The organism is Mycobacterium sp. (assembly GCF_965277065.1).
Lineage (GTDB): Bacteria > Actinomycetota > Actinomycetes > Mycobacteriales > Mycobacteriaceae > Mycobacterium.
Genome location: NZ_CBDIBT010000016.1, coordinates 527,873 through 545,509, shown reverse-complemented (window position 1 = coordinate 545,509; position 17,637 = coordinate 527,873). Strand labels below are relative to the sequence as shown.

The window sequence follows — 17,637 nt, the reverse complement described above, 5'->3', positions numbered from 1 at the left end:
CGCATGCCGCCCGGTGACGGAAGGGCTTCGACAGTGATGTGTTCGTTGAAGTCGAATCGGGCAGCAGGTGTGCGGTACGCGTGATCGAGGTCGAAGGGAACTCGGACAAGACGTTCGTTGAGTACCGGTAATGTCCGAACACGCGATTCGAGGTGATCTCGCAGGTCCTGAGCGTGGTGCTTACCTCCTGGCGCGCTGGCAGCGTCGTAGACGATCACCATCCCCATATGCATGGGCAGTTCCGGTGGACGTTCCGCCCAAGTGAACATCGAGTCGGTGCCTGACAATTGCTCCATTTGATTCCTAATCTTTACCGTTGCCGCAGGGTTTCTCGAGGCGGAAAAGAGGCGCAGGAGCTGACGCGTAAGCGGCGGCAAGCTGGAGCATCACCTCGACCTCTCGACAGCCGGGCTGTTGATCACCCAAGTCGCTACTGCGACTTGGGTATTGAGGCGCAAACTCACTTGAGAGCGGTGGAGTCGCGATGTGCTCGCCAGCGCGGCTTTTTCACCGTTTCCGTATCGTTCCGATAAGGCCCGCGTTATCCAGCCGCCATAAGGCCGCCTCCTCGCCAACCATGACGACCGCCATAATCGCCTGCGGGTGTGATTCGCCTCGCAGAATAAAACCGTCATCTCACTTTCGTCAACAATTACGTTGATGCATCTTCCGCAACGCCCGGTCAACGGCCGCCTGGTGTCGGCGAGCCCGCGATGTTGCGTCCACCTGGGTTAAGACTGGCGCTGCGTGATGAGCAGATTCAGTTGGTCTCGCGAGTTACCTGGATGTGGGGCTGCTCGCACGGGCGGGCGTCCGACGACACATAGCGAGCTCCAGGGCCTGACTGATGCTCCCCCCATCCATCGGGTCGAATGGGGCATGGAGGCTCTTTTGCCCGTCAACGACTGCGTTGACAGTTGCCTCATGCGTCCTTACTGTTACCCAGGACACAGTCGTCGCGTCGCGTCGCGTCCCCAGCCGGACCGACCGACATCGCTCCGGAGGACGTTATGACCACTGACACGGACCATCTGGTAACTGCGCGCCAGATTCTCGATGCCACCGACAACGACATCGAGGCATTCCTCGGTTTCTTCAGTGACACAACTGTTTTCCGAATGGGAAGTGGTGATCCAGTCATCGGCCGCGAAGCAATCACCACATGGATTGGCCGCTACCTGGCCTCAGTCGAGACCACGGTGCACGAGGCCGTCGAGACTTGGGAGTCTGACGACGGTATCGCCATCCGACTGAACGTCACCTATCGGATGCGGGGAGGGCAGAGCTTCACTTTGCCTGCTGTGACCGAAATGAAATTGGATGCCGACAAGCTGACGCACTATTTGATCTTCATGGACCCGTCGCCGATCACTGCCGTAGGGCAGTGAGTGGGCTGATGGACTTTTTGCCGACAACCGCACAAGGACGGTGCGCTCCCACGCCAGAATATCGCGAGGGCGGTTGCGCGATCGACAGCACTGACGCGTCGACTACACGGGTTCGAGCATGACTCGTCGTAGGGAAGCGGCACTGGCAGAAGTCGGTTGTAATGCAGACGAGACGCGCACGCTCAGCGTCGATTCCGTGGTTGCTTGCATTCGCGCTGACCATCCCGGCCTGCGCGTCGCGGCCATCTTCGACTTCGAGGGCACGCTGATCGAAACCCGCCCCACAGTGCCTGGCGAGTCCGGTCACGCGGTGGACGAGCGGTCCTTCGCCGAGCGGTTCGAGCTAGCAATTCGACCATGGATTGGGCGAACTGAGGACGAACTGCGCGAGGAAGCCGAGCAGCTCTTCGTCGACGGCGCGGCCGCCGGGCTGATCTACGGGTGCTGGCGGCTGGTCCGCGCGCATCAGAACCAGGGACACGTGGTCGTGCTCGTGACGTCGGGGACGCGGATGGAGGCAGAACCCTTCGCTCGTGAACTGGGAGTCGACCATGTGCTCTACACCGCAATGGCAACCGAAGGCGGCGTAGTGACGGGTCAGGTGGCGGGCCGGCCGCTGTGGGGCGACGGAAAACTGGCCGCCGTGTCTCAATTCGCCAACCGCAACAATATCGACCTACGGCAGTGCCATGCCTACGCTAACGGTGACGAGGATGTCGCGCTGCTGGATGCGGTCGGTTCGCCGCACCCGGTCAACCCCGAAGCTGCACTGCGTGCGCATGCGGACCGCAGTGGGTGGTCGTCGTTGGAGATCGCGACCCAGCCTGCAGGGCGTGGCCCAGCCCCCGCCCTGCGCACAGCCGCGATGTTCGGCAGTCTGCTGGCGGCCGCCGGCGTCGGTGCCGTCGTCGGCGTCGCGACTCGCGACCACCGTCGCGGCGTGGATCTCGCCACGACGCTGTTCGGTCGGGCGGCGGGCCCCTTGGGTGCCATCAAATTCGATGTAACCGGCGGCGAGCATGCGCAGTCGCATCGTCCGGCGGTGTTCTTCGTCAACCACCAGAGCAGCCTGATCGACATGCTTGTCGCCTCGCGGGTCGTGCGGCGGGGGTTCACAGTGGTCGCCAAGGCCGAAATCAGGAAGGTGCCGGTGGTCGGCCGGATGTTCGACCTCGCCGGTGTTGCGTTCGTCAATCGGTCCGACACGTCTGCGGCGATCTCGGCTCTGCAGCCGGCGCTCGACAAGTTGCGCGACGGCGTGTCCATAGCGATAGCGCCGGAGGGAACCCGCTCGCTCACCCCGACCATCGGGCCATTCAAAAAGGGTGGGTTTCACCTCGCGCGGGACGCCCAAGTGCCGATCGTGCCCATCGTCATCCGCAACGCGGGAGAAATCATGTGGCGCAACTCGATGATCGCTCAGGCGGGAACCATTGAGGTGGCGGTCCACCAGCCGCTCCCGACAGCCGGCTGGTCCAAGGACGATATCAACACCTGGCTGCCCCGGATGCGACAACTTTATATTGACACGCTCGACGACTGGCCGGGCGTTGAAGCGGGCCGGCAATGGTCGCTGGCGATTGCTGCCGCCACGTCGAGGGGTACCTGAAGTGCTGGGCTCCATCACTCGCGGACTGAACATCGGGCGGCTGCGGCCAGCCGATTCGCCCGAGATCGCTGCACTGATCGGGTCCGAGGAATTCGGGCGTGCGACAACGCAACTGGCCACGCAGCTGGGGCGCGACGCCGTCGACGTTTATGCCGAGGCGTGTGGCTACATCCGTGAGATAGCGGCCACCCACAATCCAGCGGTGCTGGGGGCGTGGGAGCGACTTTCGGCGTGGTTGACACGCGGTTACAAGTTGATCACCAACGACGAGGAACTGGCCACCCTGCGCAGGTTGGACCGCAAACACACATTGATCTTTCTCCTCTCGCACCGGTCCTATCTGGACGGCTTCACCTTGCCGCAGACGCTGGTCCAGGCGGGGATTTCCCCTCCCTTCGGGCTGGCCGGCGCCAACCTGAACTTTTTCCCATTGGGCACGCTGGCCCGGCGGAACGGAACTATGCACGTCCGGCGGGCATCCAGCGACTTGCCCGTCTACCGGTTGGCGTTGCGTTCCCTGGTCGGGGGGATGGTGACCACCGGCAGGAATCTGGTGTGGTCCATCGAGGGGGGCCGGACCCGAACCGGCAAGCTCCGACCGCCCCGCTATGGGCTGCTGCGGTACGTGACCGATGCGATCGAATCGGTTGCGGCCGAGGACGCGCTGATAGTGCCCGTCTCGATCATGTATGACCAGTTGCCCCTGCACGAGTTGGAACTGATGACCGCAGAGTCCCGCGGCCTCGGTAAACAGCCGGAGGACATGCGCTGGCTCGTGAACTACGCTCGCCGACTCGAAGCCCAACTGGGACGGATCTACTTGGATTTCGGCGCGCCTATTCCGGTCTACGACCGCCTCACTGCGCTACGCGAAGAGGGGCTGGACGACAAGGAGGTCGTCGAACGCATGGCACTGGACATCTGTCACCGCATCAATCGGACCACGCCGGTGACTGCAACAGCGGCCGTCTGCGTGGCCATGCTCGGCGAAAACCGTGCCCTCACTCTCAACGAGGTGTGCGCTACCGTGGCGCCCCTGGCGCACTATTTGGCCATCCGGGGATGGCCCGTCGCAGGAGGAGCCAACCTGACCGACCGCGCCACAGTGGCCCGCACCCTGGCGGACCTCGTCGACTCCGGTGTGCTGACGAAATATGCCGGTGGTCCCGAGACCATCTGGGGTGTCGGTCGGGATCAGCACCTCGTCGCGGCGGTTTACCGAAATAGCGCGGTGCACGTGCTATTAGTCCGCGCCATCGCCGAGCTCGCCCTGTTGTCGTTGGTGCGGCTACCAGACGGCGATACCCGTGCCGCCTGGGAAAAGGCGCTGGAACTGCGTGAATTGCTGAAGTTCGACTTTTTCTTCGCCGGCCGTGACGAGTTCGCCGACGAACTTTGGAATGAGGTCGCGATCATGGCCGGCGTCGGCGCTGACCATGATCGCCACGTCGATGTCGATCCGGCGAAAGCCGCGCAGTGGCTGTCCAATAGCGCCTTGCTAGTCGCTCACCTGGTGTTGCGCCCGTATATCGACGCCTACCGGGTAGTCGCCGCAGAACTGCTCGACCTAGATCCAGACGACGAATTCGACGAGCGGCGAGTTCTCGATGGGTGTCTGCGACTGGCCAAGCAATGGTCGCTGCAACGCATCATCGCGAGCGAAGAATCGGTCTCAGGGGAGATGTTCAGCACCGGTTTGAAGATGGCTCGCCATCGCGGCCTGCTCGACCCGACGGCTTCTCCCAGCAAGCTTGCCGAGCTCCGCCGCGACCTCGTCGACCAGCTGGCCGGGCTTGAGCAAGCCATCGGCATCCTCGCGAACCGAGGAACCTCGCCAATTTCGATTGATCCGAAAGGTGTGAACGAATGAAATACGCCACGCGTCTCCCGCACTCGCTACTGCGCGACTTCGTGGGGATTATGGGTTTAGCGGCGGGCACGATGGTCTGGCTTCACTTGCGGACGCCTCGCCCCGCGGGCCCGCGGTTGGAGCACACCCCTGTCCATCGGGGTGGCTCGGGCAGCGCGCTCCTGCTGGTGCACGGTGTCACCGCGAGTTGGCGCGTTTGGTCGCCGGTGCTGCCGCACCTCGAGTGCCATCATGACGTGTTGGCGCCGACGTTGCTCGGACACCCTGGCGCGCGGCCATTCGACAGTTCGACCAAACCCTCGCTCGCGGCGCTCGTCGACGGCGTCGAAGCAGAACTCGATCGTGCGGGCCTCGACCGAGTGCACGTCGTGGGCAACTCGCTTGGCGGCTGGGTAGCGATCGAGCTCGCCCGTCGCGGCCGAGCACGCTCACTGGTGCTGATCAGTCCGGGCGGCACGACGCGGTCTCAGTGGCGACTCGAGCTCACGTCGTCGATCATCCGGTTGTCGATTCAACGGATGGCACGGCTCACCGCGTTCGCCGATGTCATCGCGTCACGACCGCTGCTGCGGTGGCCCATGTTGTACACCCAGGTTGCCCACCCCAGCCGGGTGTCTCCAGAAGCGGTTGCGGTCAGCATCCGGGGCGCGGCCAGCATGCCGGGGGTGGTCGAACTCCTCAAGGTGCTGCCGCACGAGGAGCAGGTCGCACCGCTGCCGGCCGATCGGGACTACCCGATCCGCCTTATATGGCCGCAGCGCGACCGGGTGTTGCCCTACCAGCACTTCGGGGCCTCTATGGTCGAGCGACTTCCGGGCGCAGAACTGGTGCGAATCGACGATGCCGGCCACGTCCCGATGTCTGACGATCCGGCTGGGGTCGCGCGGCTGATCCTCGAAGTGACCCGAGCCGTCGACGCCACGACGTCGCCGAACGAGACAGTTGGGTGAGAAGACATGGATGACCGCGAGGACCTTCTGGCGAGTTGGGGTGGCCCGGCAGACCTCAGTGCCTGGGAGGCACTTATGTGGCGGGCCGAAGGAGACCATCGAACCCGGTCGTCCGGTGTGGTGGTCGAGTTACTCGACCAAGAACCGGATTGGGATCGTCTGGTCGCGGCTCATGAACGACTCACCAAGCGCATTACCCGACTACGCGACCGAGTGATAGAACCTCCGCTGCCGTTGGTCGCGCCAGCGTGGTCGCCCGATCCCCACTTTGACATGGGCCATCACCTGAAATACGTGCAACTGCCGCGGGGAGGCTCCCTCGTCGATATGTATGCGATCGCAGCGGAAATGGCTGCCGCGCCGCTGGATCTCGATCGGCCTCCTTGGGAATCCATGCTTGTCGGCGGACTACCCGACGGCCGCGCAGCCTACTTGTTCAAGCTTCACCACAGCCTCTCCGACGGACTCGGCATGCTCCAGTTGCTCGACATGACTCACGGGCACAGCCGCGAGCCCAGTGAGCCCGCGATCAACGCGACGTCAACCGTTCGTCGGGCCGAGTCGCCATGGGGCCTTCTCGCCAATCGGCTCGTTACTCGCGCGACTGCGGCGCCCGTCGAACTCGGTCGTGAGGCGGTGCACACGCTGGGCCGCTTCACCGGAGACCCGGTCCGTATCACCACTGACGCCATCCGTTTTGGCAAGTCATTGCGCCGAGTCTTGAAGCCACCGCAGGCGAAGCGCTCACCTGCATTCGGGGAGGGTGGCAGCCGCTACCACTTCATCACACTAGACGTGCCGCTGGCTGCTCTGAAGGACGCCGCGAAGGCCGCGGAAGGTTCGGTCAACGACGCGTTCCTCGCCGCGCTTCTTGGCGCGGTACGGATGTATCACGAGGCGAACGGCGTCGACGTCGACTACCTGCCAATAGGAATACCTGTCAGTTTACGAACCGACGACGACCCGTTAGGCGGAAATCGCTTCGCCGGCGCGAGATTTGCGGCGCCCGTCGGCGAGAGCGACCCTCGAATCCGTATCGCTGAGATCCACGAGCTGATCTCCGATGCGCGTTCGGAACCGGCGATAGGGCTCCCCGATCTCGTCGCTCCCGTTCTCAGTCGCCTTCCTGGCGTACTGCTCACCCAGATCGCCAGCGGCATGAGCGGTGTCTTGGACCTACAAGCTTCAAACATGGGGGCGATTGGTAGAACGTTCTATCTGGCCGGCTCAAAAGTGGAGCGGCTCTACATCATCGGGCCGCGCCCAGGGGTCACCGCGATGGTGACGATGCTGTCCTATGATGCGACATGCTGCATCGGAATCAACTTCGACCCCGACGCCATCGTCGACGTCGACGGATTTTCGAAAAACCTGCGCGCGGGCTTCGACGAGGTGCTCAGCTTGGGGAGCTAGTCCGTCTCGCCGCGCTCAGACAATCGACATTGATGACCTTGTGCACCGGGCACCGCACAAGCACCGTTATGCGGGTAGCTCGATGATGCCCATGACTTCACGCACCACCGGCATGCCAGCAATATCTCGGTATTCCGTCTCGATTTCAACGACGGTCATTGGTTGCGAAGACGATCGCGTCGGCTTGTGGCGAGCGGACACGACCCTGCGCCGGCCATGAAGTACATCACCAACGTGTGGAATTCGGCGGTAGGACCACGACTGGGTTCCGTGGACGACCCTGCTGACGTCGAGGCCCAACGCAGCGGGCAGCGCCGTGGCATCTCCGGTATCCCAATGGGCACTTACTACACCGATGGTGAGTGGTGCGATGCAGTCGGGAAAGCCGGCGTTCTGCGCGACGTCGCTGTCGAAGTGGAGCGGGTTCGAGCTTCGAAGGGCACGCGCCAATTCGGACACCTTTCCGCGTTCAACGAGGAATTCGACGTCAGTCAACTCACGTTCGGCGATCTCGGAGATGATGTCGCTTGACCTGCCAACCTCATCAAATTCAGGCTTGCCCTGGGCTGCGCGCACACTGCCGGATATCCGAACCTGGTCGGCGACGAGTACTTCGAGGTGGTATCTCTCCTCTTTTCCGACAGACTCTTGCGCGGTCAATCTGCAGGTCAATTCATCCCCGACCCAGATCGGCGCGTGAAACTTGACCTTCCAGTCAGCGACAGCGGATGCACCGCAATGCGAAAGCACCGCGTCCCCCAACATTCCAGCGCCGAGCATCCCCATCGCGAACACCCCCGGATGGCCGTTGGCCCGGGCGAACTCGATGTCATGATGAATCGGATTGAAATCGCCCGAGGCGCCGGCGTACCTGACGAGGTCGGTAAGGGTCAGCGGCGTAAGTACGGTGCTGATCGGTGGTGAGTCAGTGGAAGTCATGTAGCCGCAGCGGGTTTCACTTGGTTGGCGTCGCATCGGCGGTAGGAATGAAGACCGGGAAGGGCTCGGGGGCCACCGAAAGTTCCGGAATCAGTTGGGCTGCCGCTTCCTCGAGTTCCTCGAGGGTCCAACGGTGATCCTGCTCGATGTTTGCAGACTCGGTCCAGCCTTTGAGCCATGAGACCGTGCCGCCGTGTACGACGAACACTTGCCCGGTGATGTTCGCCGCGGCGTCGCTGGCCAGGTAGGTCAGCCACGGGGCCACGTTTGCCGGGTCCCAGAGGTCGAAATCTCCGCTCTTGAGTTCTACCGCACCGAATGCGCCATCGGTCATCCGGCTGCGGCCGCGCGGGCAAATGGCGTTGGCTGTCACACCGTACCGCTGCATTTCTCTAGCTACGCCGAAGGTCAGTCCGACGATACCGGCTTTGGCTGCGGCGTAGTTGACTTGGCCATCGTGGCCGTAGAGTCCGGCCTCGGATGAGGTCGTGATAATTCGCCCGTTGGCGGGCACGCCGGTCTTTTTCGCGGTCTCCCGCCAGTGCGCACACGCGGTTCGGATGGGGACGAAGTGGCCCTTCAAGTGTGACAACACCACGTTGTCCCACTCGGCCTCGGTCATATTCCACACCATGCGATCACGGACGATGCCGGCATTGCACACGAGGATGTCGAGCTTGCCGTGATTGGCAATCGCCTGTTCGACGATCCGTTGCCCCCCATCCCAACTCGATATGTCGTCGCTATTCGCCTCGGCTGATCCGCCGGCGGACGAGATCTCCCCGACTACCGAATCGACGACGTCGGAATCCAAGTCGTTCACGATCACGTGTGCGCCGAGGTCGGCGAATGCCAACGCATGCTCTCTTCCAATGCCTCGGCCCGAACCGGTAATTACGACTACCTTTCCACGCAGGTCGCTCATCGGCACCTTCCTTCTTTTCGGATTTTATTTGCCACGGATGAAGTTGCTCGACTGCCTCCTGTTGTGCCAGGCTGAGTCGATACACGATGTCTACGGACCTAAGATCGATCTTGGCGCAGGAGATGCTTTTGCACCTTTCCGGTCGCCGATATCGGCAGCGACTCGAGTTGATGCCATTCGGTCGGAATCTTGGCTTTTGTCATGTGCGCTTCGATCATGTAGTCGGCCAGCGCTTTCGGGTCGAACGACGATGAACCGTTACTCGGCACGACGTAGGCGCAGACGGCTTCGCCAAGTCGATCGTCGTGAACGCCGATCACGGCAGCGGCCTCCACGTCTGGATGACGTGTGAGGACCTCCTCAATGTCCTTGACGGAAAATTTCTCTCCGCCCCGATTGATGATCTCCTTGGTCCGACCGGTGATCTGTACCCAACCGTCGGGCGAGAGCCTGCCGACATCGCCGGTGTCGAACCACCCCTCCCGCATCTGTTGTGCGGTCAGCTCTGGGTCGCAGTATCCCAGCATCACCTGGGCACCTCCGATTTCGATCACGCCTTCTTCGCCCTCCGCGACGAGGGCGCCGGACGGATCGACGATCCGGATGTCGACGCCGGGATTGACCTGTCCATCCCAGTGCGCCCTCCGACTCAGAGGTGAGGTGGGCTCGGCGAATGTCGCATTGCCGGCACATTCCGTCATTCCGTACGCCCGGAACGCCTTGATCCCATGCTCGTCGGCCCGTTCGATGAGTTCAGGTGGGGTCCGCGCGCCACCGCAGACGAAGTAGTGGAGTTTGTGCAGCGGCCGGTCCGATTCGTCGTATTCCTTCACGATGTCGTGCAGGAAGGTGGCAGCTCCCAATGACCAGGTTGCCTTTTCCCAGTCAATGAGGTCGACAGCTGCGCGTGGGTTCCAGCGCCGGAGAACGACACTGCGTATTCCGGATGTCAGCGGCACCAAACATGCCCCAAGCAACCCTGCAACGTGCGCGAGGGGCGACAGTACGGCGCTGACGTCATCCGGCCCGAAATCGAGGCTCCTCTGATACTGCAGCGCACCCGCGATGACCGCCGTTGACGACAATCTGACACCTTTGGGCGCCGAGGTAGACCCAGATGTGTAGAGCCGCAGGCATTCTGCGTCGGGATCGGCTGGCATGGGGATGGATATCGACGGGCCGCTAGCTTCATTCCGCCCTCGGAATGGGCGCCACGAAGAAGCCTGGCCTGCGTTCAGTCCCGTCGCGTACTTCACGACGGGCTGAAAACCGATCTCATCGAAGCAGTCGTCGAGTTCGGAGCACATCGATCGGCCGGCGAACTCCGCTGCCGTCACGACGACGGCCGGCCGCACCTCCCGCAGGATCGAACGTAGTTCGTGTTGCCGGTATATCGCGACGACCGGCGTCGCCACCGCGCCGATCCGCCACGCCGCGCAGACGGCGGGCAGTATCTCAAGGCAGTTGGGCAGCAGCACCAGAACACAGTCCGCGGGCGCGACTCCGGCGTCAGCAAAGTCGCCCGCCACCTGATCCGCCCAGGCATCGAGCTGCCTAAAGGTCAGTCGGTCGTCATCCAGACTCGTGCATTCACGGTCGCCCCAGCGCTCGGATGCACCTCGGGCCAATGCGGCCGCCACAGTTGTCATCCGAGTCTCCCGATTGGTTGGATTGGACCGTCGTTGAGTGCGTGATCAAGCGGATTGATCGAACAATAAGACGCCGACAAAGGTTACGTCAACACCATTGTTGACCGAGAACCCAGCTGCCGGCGCGACGAGGGTTGTCCTGACTCATATGCCGATCGTGGGGGCGGCCGCTGCGTCCCAGGTATCAGCGGTCACTCCCTCCTTGCGGAGTTGATACTTCGCGACCCTCGCTGTCGCGGTCATGGGCAGATCGGCGACGATCCTTATGTAGCGGGGTAACTGAAATTTCGGAATCCGGTCGCGGCAAAACTCGATCAGCTCTGCCGGATCGAGGAGGGCGCCGTCGCGGGGCACCACCACCACCATGATCTCGTCTTCACCCATCTCCGAGGGCACTGCCACCATCGCACACTCCTCGACGGCGGCGAACCGTCCCACCGCCGTCTCGACCTCCCACGAAGACACCATTTCCCCTTTTCGTCGTACGGCGTCCTTCTTCCGATCGACGTAGAACAGGTATCCGTCGGAGTCCACGTAGCCCAAGTCGCCAGTGTGAAACCAGCAGCCCCGGAACGCCTCGATGTTGGCTTGTGGCTTGCGCCAGTACTCGGTCATCATCGTCCACGGGATTCGCGGTCGAGTCACGATTTCCCCGGTAACCCCGGCCGCGACGGGGTTATCCCGGTCGTCGACGATCGCGACCTCGGTGGTCAGACTTGCCTTGCCCGCGGCGCCCCGCAAGTGTGGCAACACCGGAGTCTCGTTGTGGTGAAAAATTGCCGGTAAGGCGTTCTCGGTCATACCGTAGGCGTAGACGACTTTGCATCCGAATCGCTCTTCCCACTCACCCCAAATGTCCAGTGGGATGGGGACCCCGAAAGCGACCGCGGCGTTATGGTCACTATCCTCCGGGCTCGGAGGCTGATTCCACAACGACATCGCCATCGACCCGACGAAGTTGAAGGCCGTCGCACCCACGGCACGCAGCCTGTCCCAGAACCGGCTCGCACTAAATCGCTGATCCATCGCCAGTGTGGCGCTTGCAGATAGTGCGGAAAGAACCGAGTAAATCTGCGCATTGATGTGAAAGAGGGGCAGGCAGGTGTAGATGACAGTGTCTGCGTCATACCCACAGTGGTCGGCATGAAGGAACGCAGCCGCCACGTACTGGCCGTGGGGCAAGACGCAACCTTTCGGCGGCCCAGTCGTACCCGAGGTGTAGAGGATAGTCGCCGGATCCTCGATCCGTACCAACACCGCCGGCACACTCGCCGTCGTTCCACTCATCAGCGTATCCAGGGATTCCACCTGCGGCAGCGTCGACGTGTCGGGCACCGGCCCCCTGACGAATACGCGCTTGATCGACAGCTTCTCTGCGACCGCCTCGACACGCTCCACGAACTCAGCGTCAATAATCACCGCTGCGGCCTCGGAATCGTTCAGCTGGTAAAGCAGTCCGTCGCCTATATGCGCGGAATTGATCGGAACCAACACTCCGCCGAGCAGAACGGTGCCGAACCACACCCTGAGCCAGTCCGGCGAGGTCGCCATCATGACCGCCACGCGGTCCCCTTTGGCGATACCTATTTCAGCCAATGAGTGCGCGACCCGGCAGGCGTCGTCGAACATCTGTTGGTAGCTGATCGACTGGCTCTCCCATTTGAGGCAGGTGCGGTCGGGATGCTCAGCCGCTCGCGCCGCCAACAACGCGCCGACACTTTCATACTGGTGAATGGCCGCCGTTAGGTCATGGGTTTCCACGATGCCCGCCGTATCTCTTTTGGTGGTGTTTCTGCGTTAGGTGTGGGCGCCGAGTACGTGGGCGAGCGCGGTGGTGAGTTCGACGCCGGGGTCGGCGACGGTGGACATGGCGCGCCAGCCGATGTGGTTGTCGGGCCGTACCAGAATCGCCCCGCCGTCGCCGATCTCCCGGACGGCCTGCCATTTGCCACTGGGGTCGGTGTGGTCGCCGCGCTCGCCGATGGACACGGGTATGACGGTCACGCCCAGGCCCTTGCCCACCCGTTCGGCCACCTCACGCCAGGGGCCGCCGTCGTCACCGGTGATCAGGACGAACGACGGTTGGACCGGGGCCAGGTCATGGGTGGAAATCCGGCCCCGCTCCGCGGACTCGATCCAGGCGTGCGGCAGTCGGTGACCGGGGCGGGTGGTGGGCGTGTAGACCAGGCCCACCGGGTCGCGCGGCGGAGGCTCCGTGCCATCGGGGACCAAAGCGCCGGTGCGGTAGGAATAGCCGATCTCGCGGTCGTGGGCCTGCGTCTCGACGTGGTGAGTGCGGAACACCTGTTCGGCGCGCGCGCGTACCCACTCACCCATGGGACTGTCGGAGAATAACGTATCGAACGCCGCTTTGGATTGCTCCAACGGCGCCCCCGGAGTTAAACCCAGTCCGGCGTCGAGCACCCCATGGTTCATGAAGGTGAACATCGCCCAGTCCACATTGTCTCGCCCGGTCTCTCGGCGCTCGGGCCCGTAGGTGTCCAGCAGTGCTGGCGAGACGCCCTGGTTGAGCACCAACGCCAGTTTCCACGCCAGGTTGTGCGCATCACCGAAGGCGGTGTTCAAGCCCAGACCGGTGGTCGGGGGATGACGGTGCGCGGCGTCACCAGCGATGAACGCCCGCCCGACTTGATACTTGTCGGCCAGGATTCCCTCGAGCACCCAGTGGTTGATTCCGTGCACCTCCAACTCTAGATCCGGGAGCTTCAGCAGTTCCCGGACCCGCGGCACCATGGCCCTGTCGTTCTTGCGGGCCGGATCGTTGGCACCGAACGCGAACTGGATAACCCACTCTTCGGAATGCTTGCCCCAGGTCGGGCCTAGCACCGCCATCGCACCACTGCCTAGTAAGTCTCCAACCCCCTCGGGGTTGGTGAAGAACGTCAACAAGATGTCGTCGTTCCACCACTGCGACAGGTCGGCGCTGAAGTGCACACCCACCATCTCCAGCAGGCCGGTCGGGCCCTGCGCGTCGATCCCGAACGTCGGACCGACCAACCGGCCCGCATCCGCACCCACCAGGTACTGGGCGTTGACCCGAAACACCTCCCCGTTGTCGTTGTTCTCCACTAGCGCGGTGATCCCATCAGCGTCCTGGCTGACCTTGGTTACCAAGTGGTTGAACAGCACACTCGACGGTGCTCGATCCGCCGCGCAGCGCCGCAACAACGGCTCCAGTCGGATCTGCGGCAAATTGCCGGACAACACCGGCGAGTCCTCCTCGTAACGGGTCCTCAACGACCCCCCACCAAAGGCCTCCATCGTGTGAAACACCCGACGATCCAGCGGGCCATCGCCCCCCAACGACGTCATCCACTGCACCCGACCCATCTTGTCGATGGGGGCGCTGGCAGCTCGCAACGAATCGGCGATGCCGTGCTGACGGAAGATCTCCATCGTGCGCTGATTGAGATAGTGGGCCTTGGGTTTGCGCGAGGTCCCCTCCCGACGCTCACACACCAGATGTTCGACACCGAGGTTGGACAAGAATATGGACAACGACAGCCCACAGCCGCCGCCGCCGACGACGAACACCGGGACATTGATTTCTCGCATGACCGAGTTACTCCTCTGTATTAGGTCTTTGCTATGAAGTGGTTGCGCATCGACCCGATCCCGTCGAATTCGGTGACCAATTGATCACCGGCACTCAACGTCACCTGGGGGTCACGTGTCCACCCGATGCCCGACGGTGTACCGGTGAAGATCAGATCCCCCGGCAACAGCGGCAGCACCGCCGACAGGTATGCAACCAATTGCGCGACCGAGAAGATCATGTTCCTGGTGCGGTCAGCCTGCATCGGCCGGCCATTGAGCCGACACCCCAACCCAATGTCGTTAGGGTCGTCGAGTTCATCGGGGGTGACCAGATACGGACCGATCGGCGCAAATCCGGAAAACGACTTCGCCAGCGAAAACTGCTGCGGAGGAGCGCCCGAAGTTTGCAGACGCCGCTCGGACAGATCCTGCCCTCCAGTTAGGCCCGCCACGTAATCCCAAGCCAAAGCTTCCGGCACCCGATAGGCGCGGCAACCTATTACGACGACTAGCTCAGACTCGAAATCGACTGCATCAGAGGGCAATTCAATATCAGCGAACGGCCCCGTGACACTGGCCGGGAACTTGGTGAAGATCATCGGCTCATCGGGGACCCCAAGACCACCTTCCTCGGCGTGGTCCCGATAGTTCAAGCCAACCGCAAAAACCTGCCGAGGTGCCGGCACGGGGGGTCCAATGTCGTCGTCCTCGATCGAAAACCTCGGGTGGTTGTTTATGTCCGGCAGCCAGGAACGAAACTCCGACCAGCGGTCATAAATCGACCCGAGGTCGGCGCCGAACGCCGCCTCAACATCGACACCCTCACCCGGGCCGACCAGGACTGCAGCGCGTCCTTGATAATTCAACAGTCGCATGCGCTCACGACCTGGCTGAGGCGTAATTCGCCAACGCCGCCCCAAATGCCTCCATGACCCCCATTGGCGGCGTACCCGCCAATGCCCACGTCCGCGTCGACACCACCCCGACGTCCACGCCCTCGTGTCGCGCTTGGATCATCCGCTCAGGATCGAAGGTCGGACCCGCAGCATCAGCGGAGTACTCAGGACCCTCCATATAGTCGACTGACGCCTCCGGCGTCGGGAAGTTATCCACTTGGAACTCAACGAAATTGCCATCGGGATCCAGGTAATACATGGACGTAGTCACACCGTGCTGGGCGCAAACCGCCGGCTGCACCCCGCCCGCGGCCAGTTCCGAATAGCGCTCCAACAACGCGTCGATCGAGGCAACGGTATAGGCCGAGTGATGCAGCCCCGCGGCCGTCGGCGACTTGTTGTCCAGTGGAAACGGCGGCTGGGTGAATGCCACCCGGTGATGCTCCTCGTCGAAGGTGATCAAACACGACTCATCGGTCTCGAACACCACGTGAGCGCCTAGAACTTGCCCGTAGAAGTCCCGCATCTCTTTGATCCTGCTGGTCTGAAACACCACGTGCGCCAACTCCAAATTCGACGCCATTCCTTATGCTCCTTTCGCCTTCGGTCACGCCCGAATCGACAACGCGACACCGTCGCACCCGAACGCCGCCCGGAAATGGGCCGGCCGACTGGCCCGCTCACTCACAACGAGGCGCTGATGTGTGATCGATCACGTTCAAGGCCTCATACTTGCCGACAACTCCAAATCTGTCAACGCGGTTGTTGATTAATGTTGGGCCGATCAGCGGGCTGTATCGCCGGCTGCCGGAATGTGGCAAGCGGCGTCGTCACCAGCTCAGGAGACCGCGGATCGTCAACGCAACTGTTGACACGGGAGGACCATTCGCTCGAAGATGGAGATGCCACGCGGTATCGCCTGCGGGTCCACCGGTCGCGCACGAAGAACGCGCTTGCCACCCCGACCAAGGAGCACATGTGCCCGAGTCGTCTCAAACCGTGTCCCCCGACCTCGACGACCTCCTGAGCTTCGAGGCCATCAACGAGCCGCGCACCTTCTACAAGCGCCTGCGTGACACCGATCCCGTCTATTGGAACGCTCGCTGGAACGGATGGATCCTTACTGGATACGAGGATGTCGCCGCCGGCTTTCGTGATCACGATCGGTTGTCCTCAGACCGGTTCGAAGGCCCGTTCGCGAAGGATCTCACCGGGTCGGCCGATCGCTACCAGCAGCTCATCGACTTCATGAACAAGTGGATGTTCACCAAGGACCGCCCCTACCACACCCATTTGCGGTCCCTGGTCAACACCGCGTTCACCCCCAAGAGCGTCGAGGTGCTGCGACCGCGCATCAGGGAGCTGGTGCGCGAACTGGCCGAACCGCTGCGGGACCGCGAAACGGTGAACTTCCTGGGCGAATTCGCCTTCACATTGCCCGTTGTCGTGATCGCCGAGTACCTCGGGGTGCCTGCGGAGGGCCGCCACCAATTACGCGAATGGTCTGAAGATTTGGGCGCGGTGATTTTCTTTGAAGGCCAGAACTCGAACCGATTCGAAACCGGCGCGCAGGCGATGGAGGGCCTGGTCGACCTGATCCGGCCGATCGTGCGTGCCCGCGCAAGCGAGCCATGCGACGACTTAATCTCCGGCATGGTGCACGCCGACATCGACGGCGAACGGTTCACCGAAGACGAGATCATCGCCAACGTCGTTCTCATGGTGTTCGCCGGACACGAGACCACGATGAACCTGCTTTCTAACGGTGTGGTGGCCTTCGACATGTTTCCCGGCACCTGGCAACAGATCGCCGAAGACCCGCGCATGGTCCGCACTGCGGTCGAAGAAGTACTGCGGTTCGACGGGCCGATCCGCGGCCTCGCGCGCTGGGCCAGGGAAGGATTCGAATTGCACGGCAAACAGATCAACAAGTTCGACCGGCTGCTTTTGGTTCAGCACGGCGCCAACCACGACCCGAAGTTTTTCGAGCGGCCCGAGCAGTTCGAGCCGGCGCGCTGGCCCAACAAGCACCTCGGTTTCGGCCAGGGAATACATACCTGCCTGGGGGCGCCGCTGGCCCGACTGGAAGCACAGGAGGCTTATGCATACCTCAGTGAGGAGTTCTCCGGCATCGAAGTGCTGACCCCTGATCTGCGGTACAACAAGACTTTGTCTTCCCGCAGCCTGCAAAGCCTCGACGTCCGGTTCCGACAGCGATGACGGGGCACACCCGGATGCGCGCAGTTGTCGATCCCGACCTGTGCGCGAGCGCGTCCCAATGTGTGCTCAAGGCGCCCAACGCCTTTCATCTCGACGTCAACGGCCTATCGGTGTTCGACCCGCACGGTCAATGGACCGGCGCGGAATTGACCAAGGCCGCCGACGCCTGTCCGATGGCGGCGATCGAACTCATCGACGCCGAGCACACCGAGTAAGGACC

Annotated in this window: 15 protein-coding genes; 7 read left to right on the top strand and 8 right to left on the bottom strand. The window is 62.6% G+C overall.

Annotated elements, in window-relative coordinates:
• Positions 1-296: wax ester/triacylglycerol synthase domain-containing protein (locus ACQY5A_RS08435; protein WP_428339912.1), on the bottom strand; the 296-nt coding region annotated here is incomplete at its 3' end.
• 714 nt (positions 297-1,010) lie between these two features.
• Here ACQY5A_RS08435 and ACQY5A_RS08430 point away from each other — a divergent pair.
• The 5 genes from ACQY5A_RS08430 (at position 1,011) to ACQY5A_RS08410 (ending at position 7,230) form a co-directional block, all read left to right on the top strand.
• A complete protein-coding gene (locus ACQY5A_RS08430) occupies positions 1,011-1,388 on the top strand; it encodes a nuclear transport factor 2 family protein (RefSeq protein WP_428339911.1) in 378 nt (125 codons plus the stop codon).
• Between the two features lie 196 nt (positions 1,389-1,584).
• Positions 1,585-2,997 carry an HAD-IB family hydrolase gene (locus ACQY5A_RS08425; RefSeq protein WP_428339910.1) on the top strand — a complete coding sequence of 471 codons (1,413 nt, stop codon included), beginning with the start codon at positions 1,585-1,587 and terminating at the stop codon, positions 2,995-2,997.
• A 1-nt stretch (position 2,998) separates the two neighbouring features.
• A complete protein-coding gene (locus tag ACQY5A_RS08420) occupies positions 2,999-4,867 on the top strand; it encodes a 1-acyl-sn-glycerol-3-phosphate acyltransferase (protein WP_428339909.1) in 1,869 nt (622 codons plus the stop codon).
• Positions 4,864-5,817, top strand: a complete 954-nt coding sequence (locus ACQY5A_RS08415; RefSeq protein WP_428339908.1) for an alpha/beta fold hydrolase — start codon at positions 4,864-4,866, stop codon at positions 5,815-5,817. The genes ACQY5A_RS08420 and ACQY5A_RS08415 overlap by 4 nt, the downstream gene beginning before the upstream one ends.
• A gap of 6 nt (positions 5,818-5,823) precedes the next feature.
• Positions 5,824-7,230 carry a wax ester/triacylglycerol synthase domain-containing protein gene (locus ACQY5A_RS08410; protein ID WP_428339907.1) on the top strand — a complete coding sequence of 469 codons (1,407 nt, stop codon included), beginning with the start codon at positions 5,824-5,826 and terminating at the stop codon, positions 7,228-7,230.
• Between the two features lie 66 nt (positions 7,231-7,296).
• Here the strand turns inward: ACQY5A_RS08410 and ACQY5A_RS08405 are convergent, their stop codons facing one another.
• The 7 genes from ACQY5A_RS08405 to ACQY5A_RS08375 all read right to left on the bottom strand — a co-directional run bounded on the left by ACQY5A_RS08405 (position 7,297) and on the right by ACQY5A_RS08375 (position 15,780).
• A complete protein-coding gene (locus ACQY5A_RS08405; protein ID WP_428339906.1) occupies positions 7,297-8,169 on the bottom strand; it encodes an FAS1-like dehydratase domain-containing protein in 873 nt (290 codons plus the stop codon).
• Between the two features lie 16 nt (positions 8,170-8,185).
• Positions 8,186-9,094, bottom strand: coding sequence for an SDR family NAD(P)-dependent oxidoreductase (locus ACQY5A_RS08400; protein WP_428339905.1), 909 nt, complete (start codon positions 9,092-9,094; stop codon positions 8,186-8,188).
• A 98-nt stretch (positions 9,095-9,192) separates the two neighbouring features.
• Positions 9,193-10,743 carry a class I adenylate-forming enzyme family protein gene (locus ACQY5A_RS08395; RefSeq protein WP_428339904.1) on the bottom strand — a complete coding sequence of 517 codons (1,551 nt, stop codon included), beginning with the start codon at positions 10,741-10,743 and terminating at the stop codon, positions 9,193-9,195.
• 144 nt (positions 10,744-10,887) lie between these two features.
• On the bottom strand, positions 10,888-12,504 hold the full coding sequence (locus tag ACQY5A_RS08390; protein ID WP_428339903.1) for an AMP-binding protein: 1,617 nt from the start codon (positions 12,502-12,504) through the stop codon (positions 10,888-10,890).
• Positions 12,505-12,540: 36 nt separating this feature from the next.
• Positions 12,541-14,319: an FAD-dependent monooxygenase gene (locus ACQY5A_RS08385; RefSeq protein WP_428339902.1), complete on the bottom strand. Its 1,779-nt coding sequence runs from the start codon at positions 14,317-14,319 to the stop codon at positions 12,541-12,543.
• A 20-nt stretch (positions 14,320-14,339) separates the two neighbouring features.
• Positions 14,340-15,176, bottom strand: a complete 837-nt coding sequence (locus ACQY5A_RS08380; protein WP_428339901.1) for a fumarylacetoacetate hydrolase family protein — start codon at positions 15,174-15,176, stop codon at positions 14,340-14,342.
• A 4-nt stretch (positions 15,177-15,180) separates the two neighbouring features.
• On the bottom strand, positions 15,181-15,780 hold the full coding sequence (locus ACQY5A_RS08375; protein WP_428339900.1) for a VOC family protein: 600 nt from the start codon (positions 15,778-15,780) through the stop codon (positions 15,181-15,183).
• Positions 15,781-16,175: 395 nt separating this feature from the next.
• On the opposite strand from ACQY5A_RS08375, the gene ACQY5A_RS08370 reads away from it, so the two are divergent.
• A complete protein-coding gene (locus ACQY5A_RS08370; protein WP_428339899.1) occupies positions 16,176-17,417 on the top strand; it encodes a cytochrome P450 in 1,242 nt (413 codons plus the stop codon).
• Positions 17,414-17,632 carry a ferredoxin gene (locus ACQY5A_RS08365; protein ID WP_428339898.1) on the top strand — a complete coding sequence of 73 codons (219 nt, stop codon included), beginning with the start codon at positions 17,414-17,416 and terminating at the stop codon, positions 17,630-17,632. Before ACQY5A_RS08370 ends, ACQY5A_RS08365 begins: the two co-directional genes overlap by 4 nt.
• The last annotated feature ends 5 nt before the right edge of the window (positions 17,633-17,637 follow it).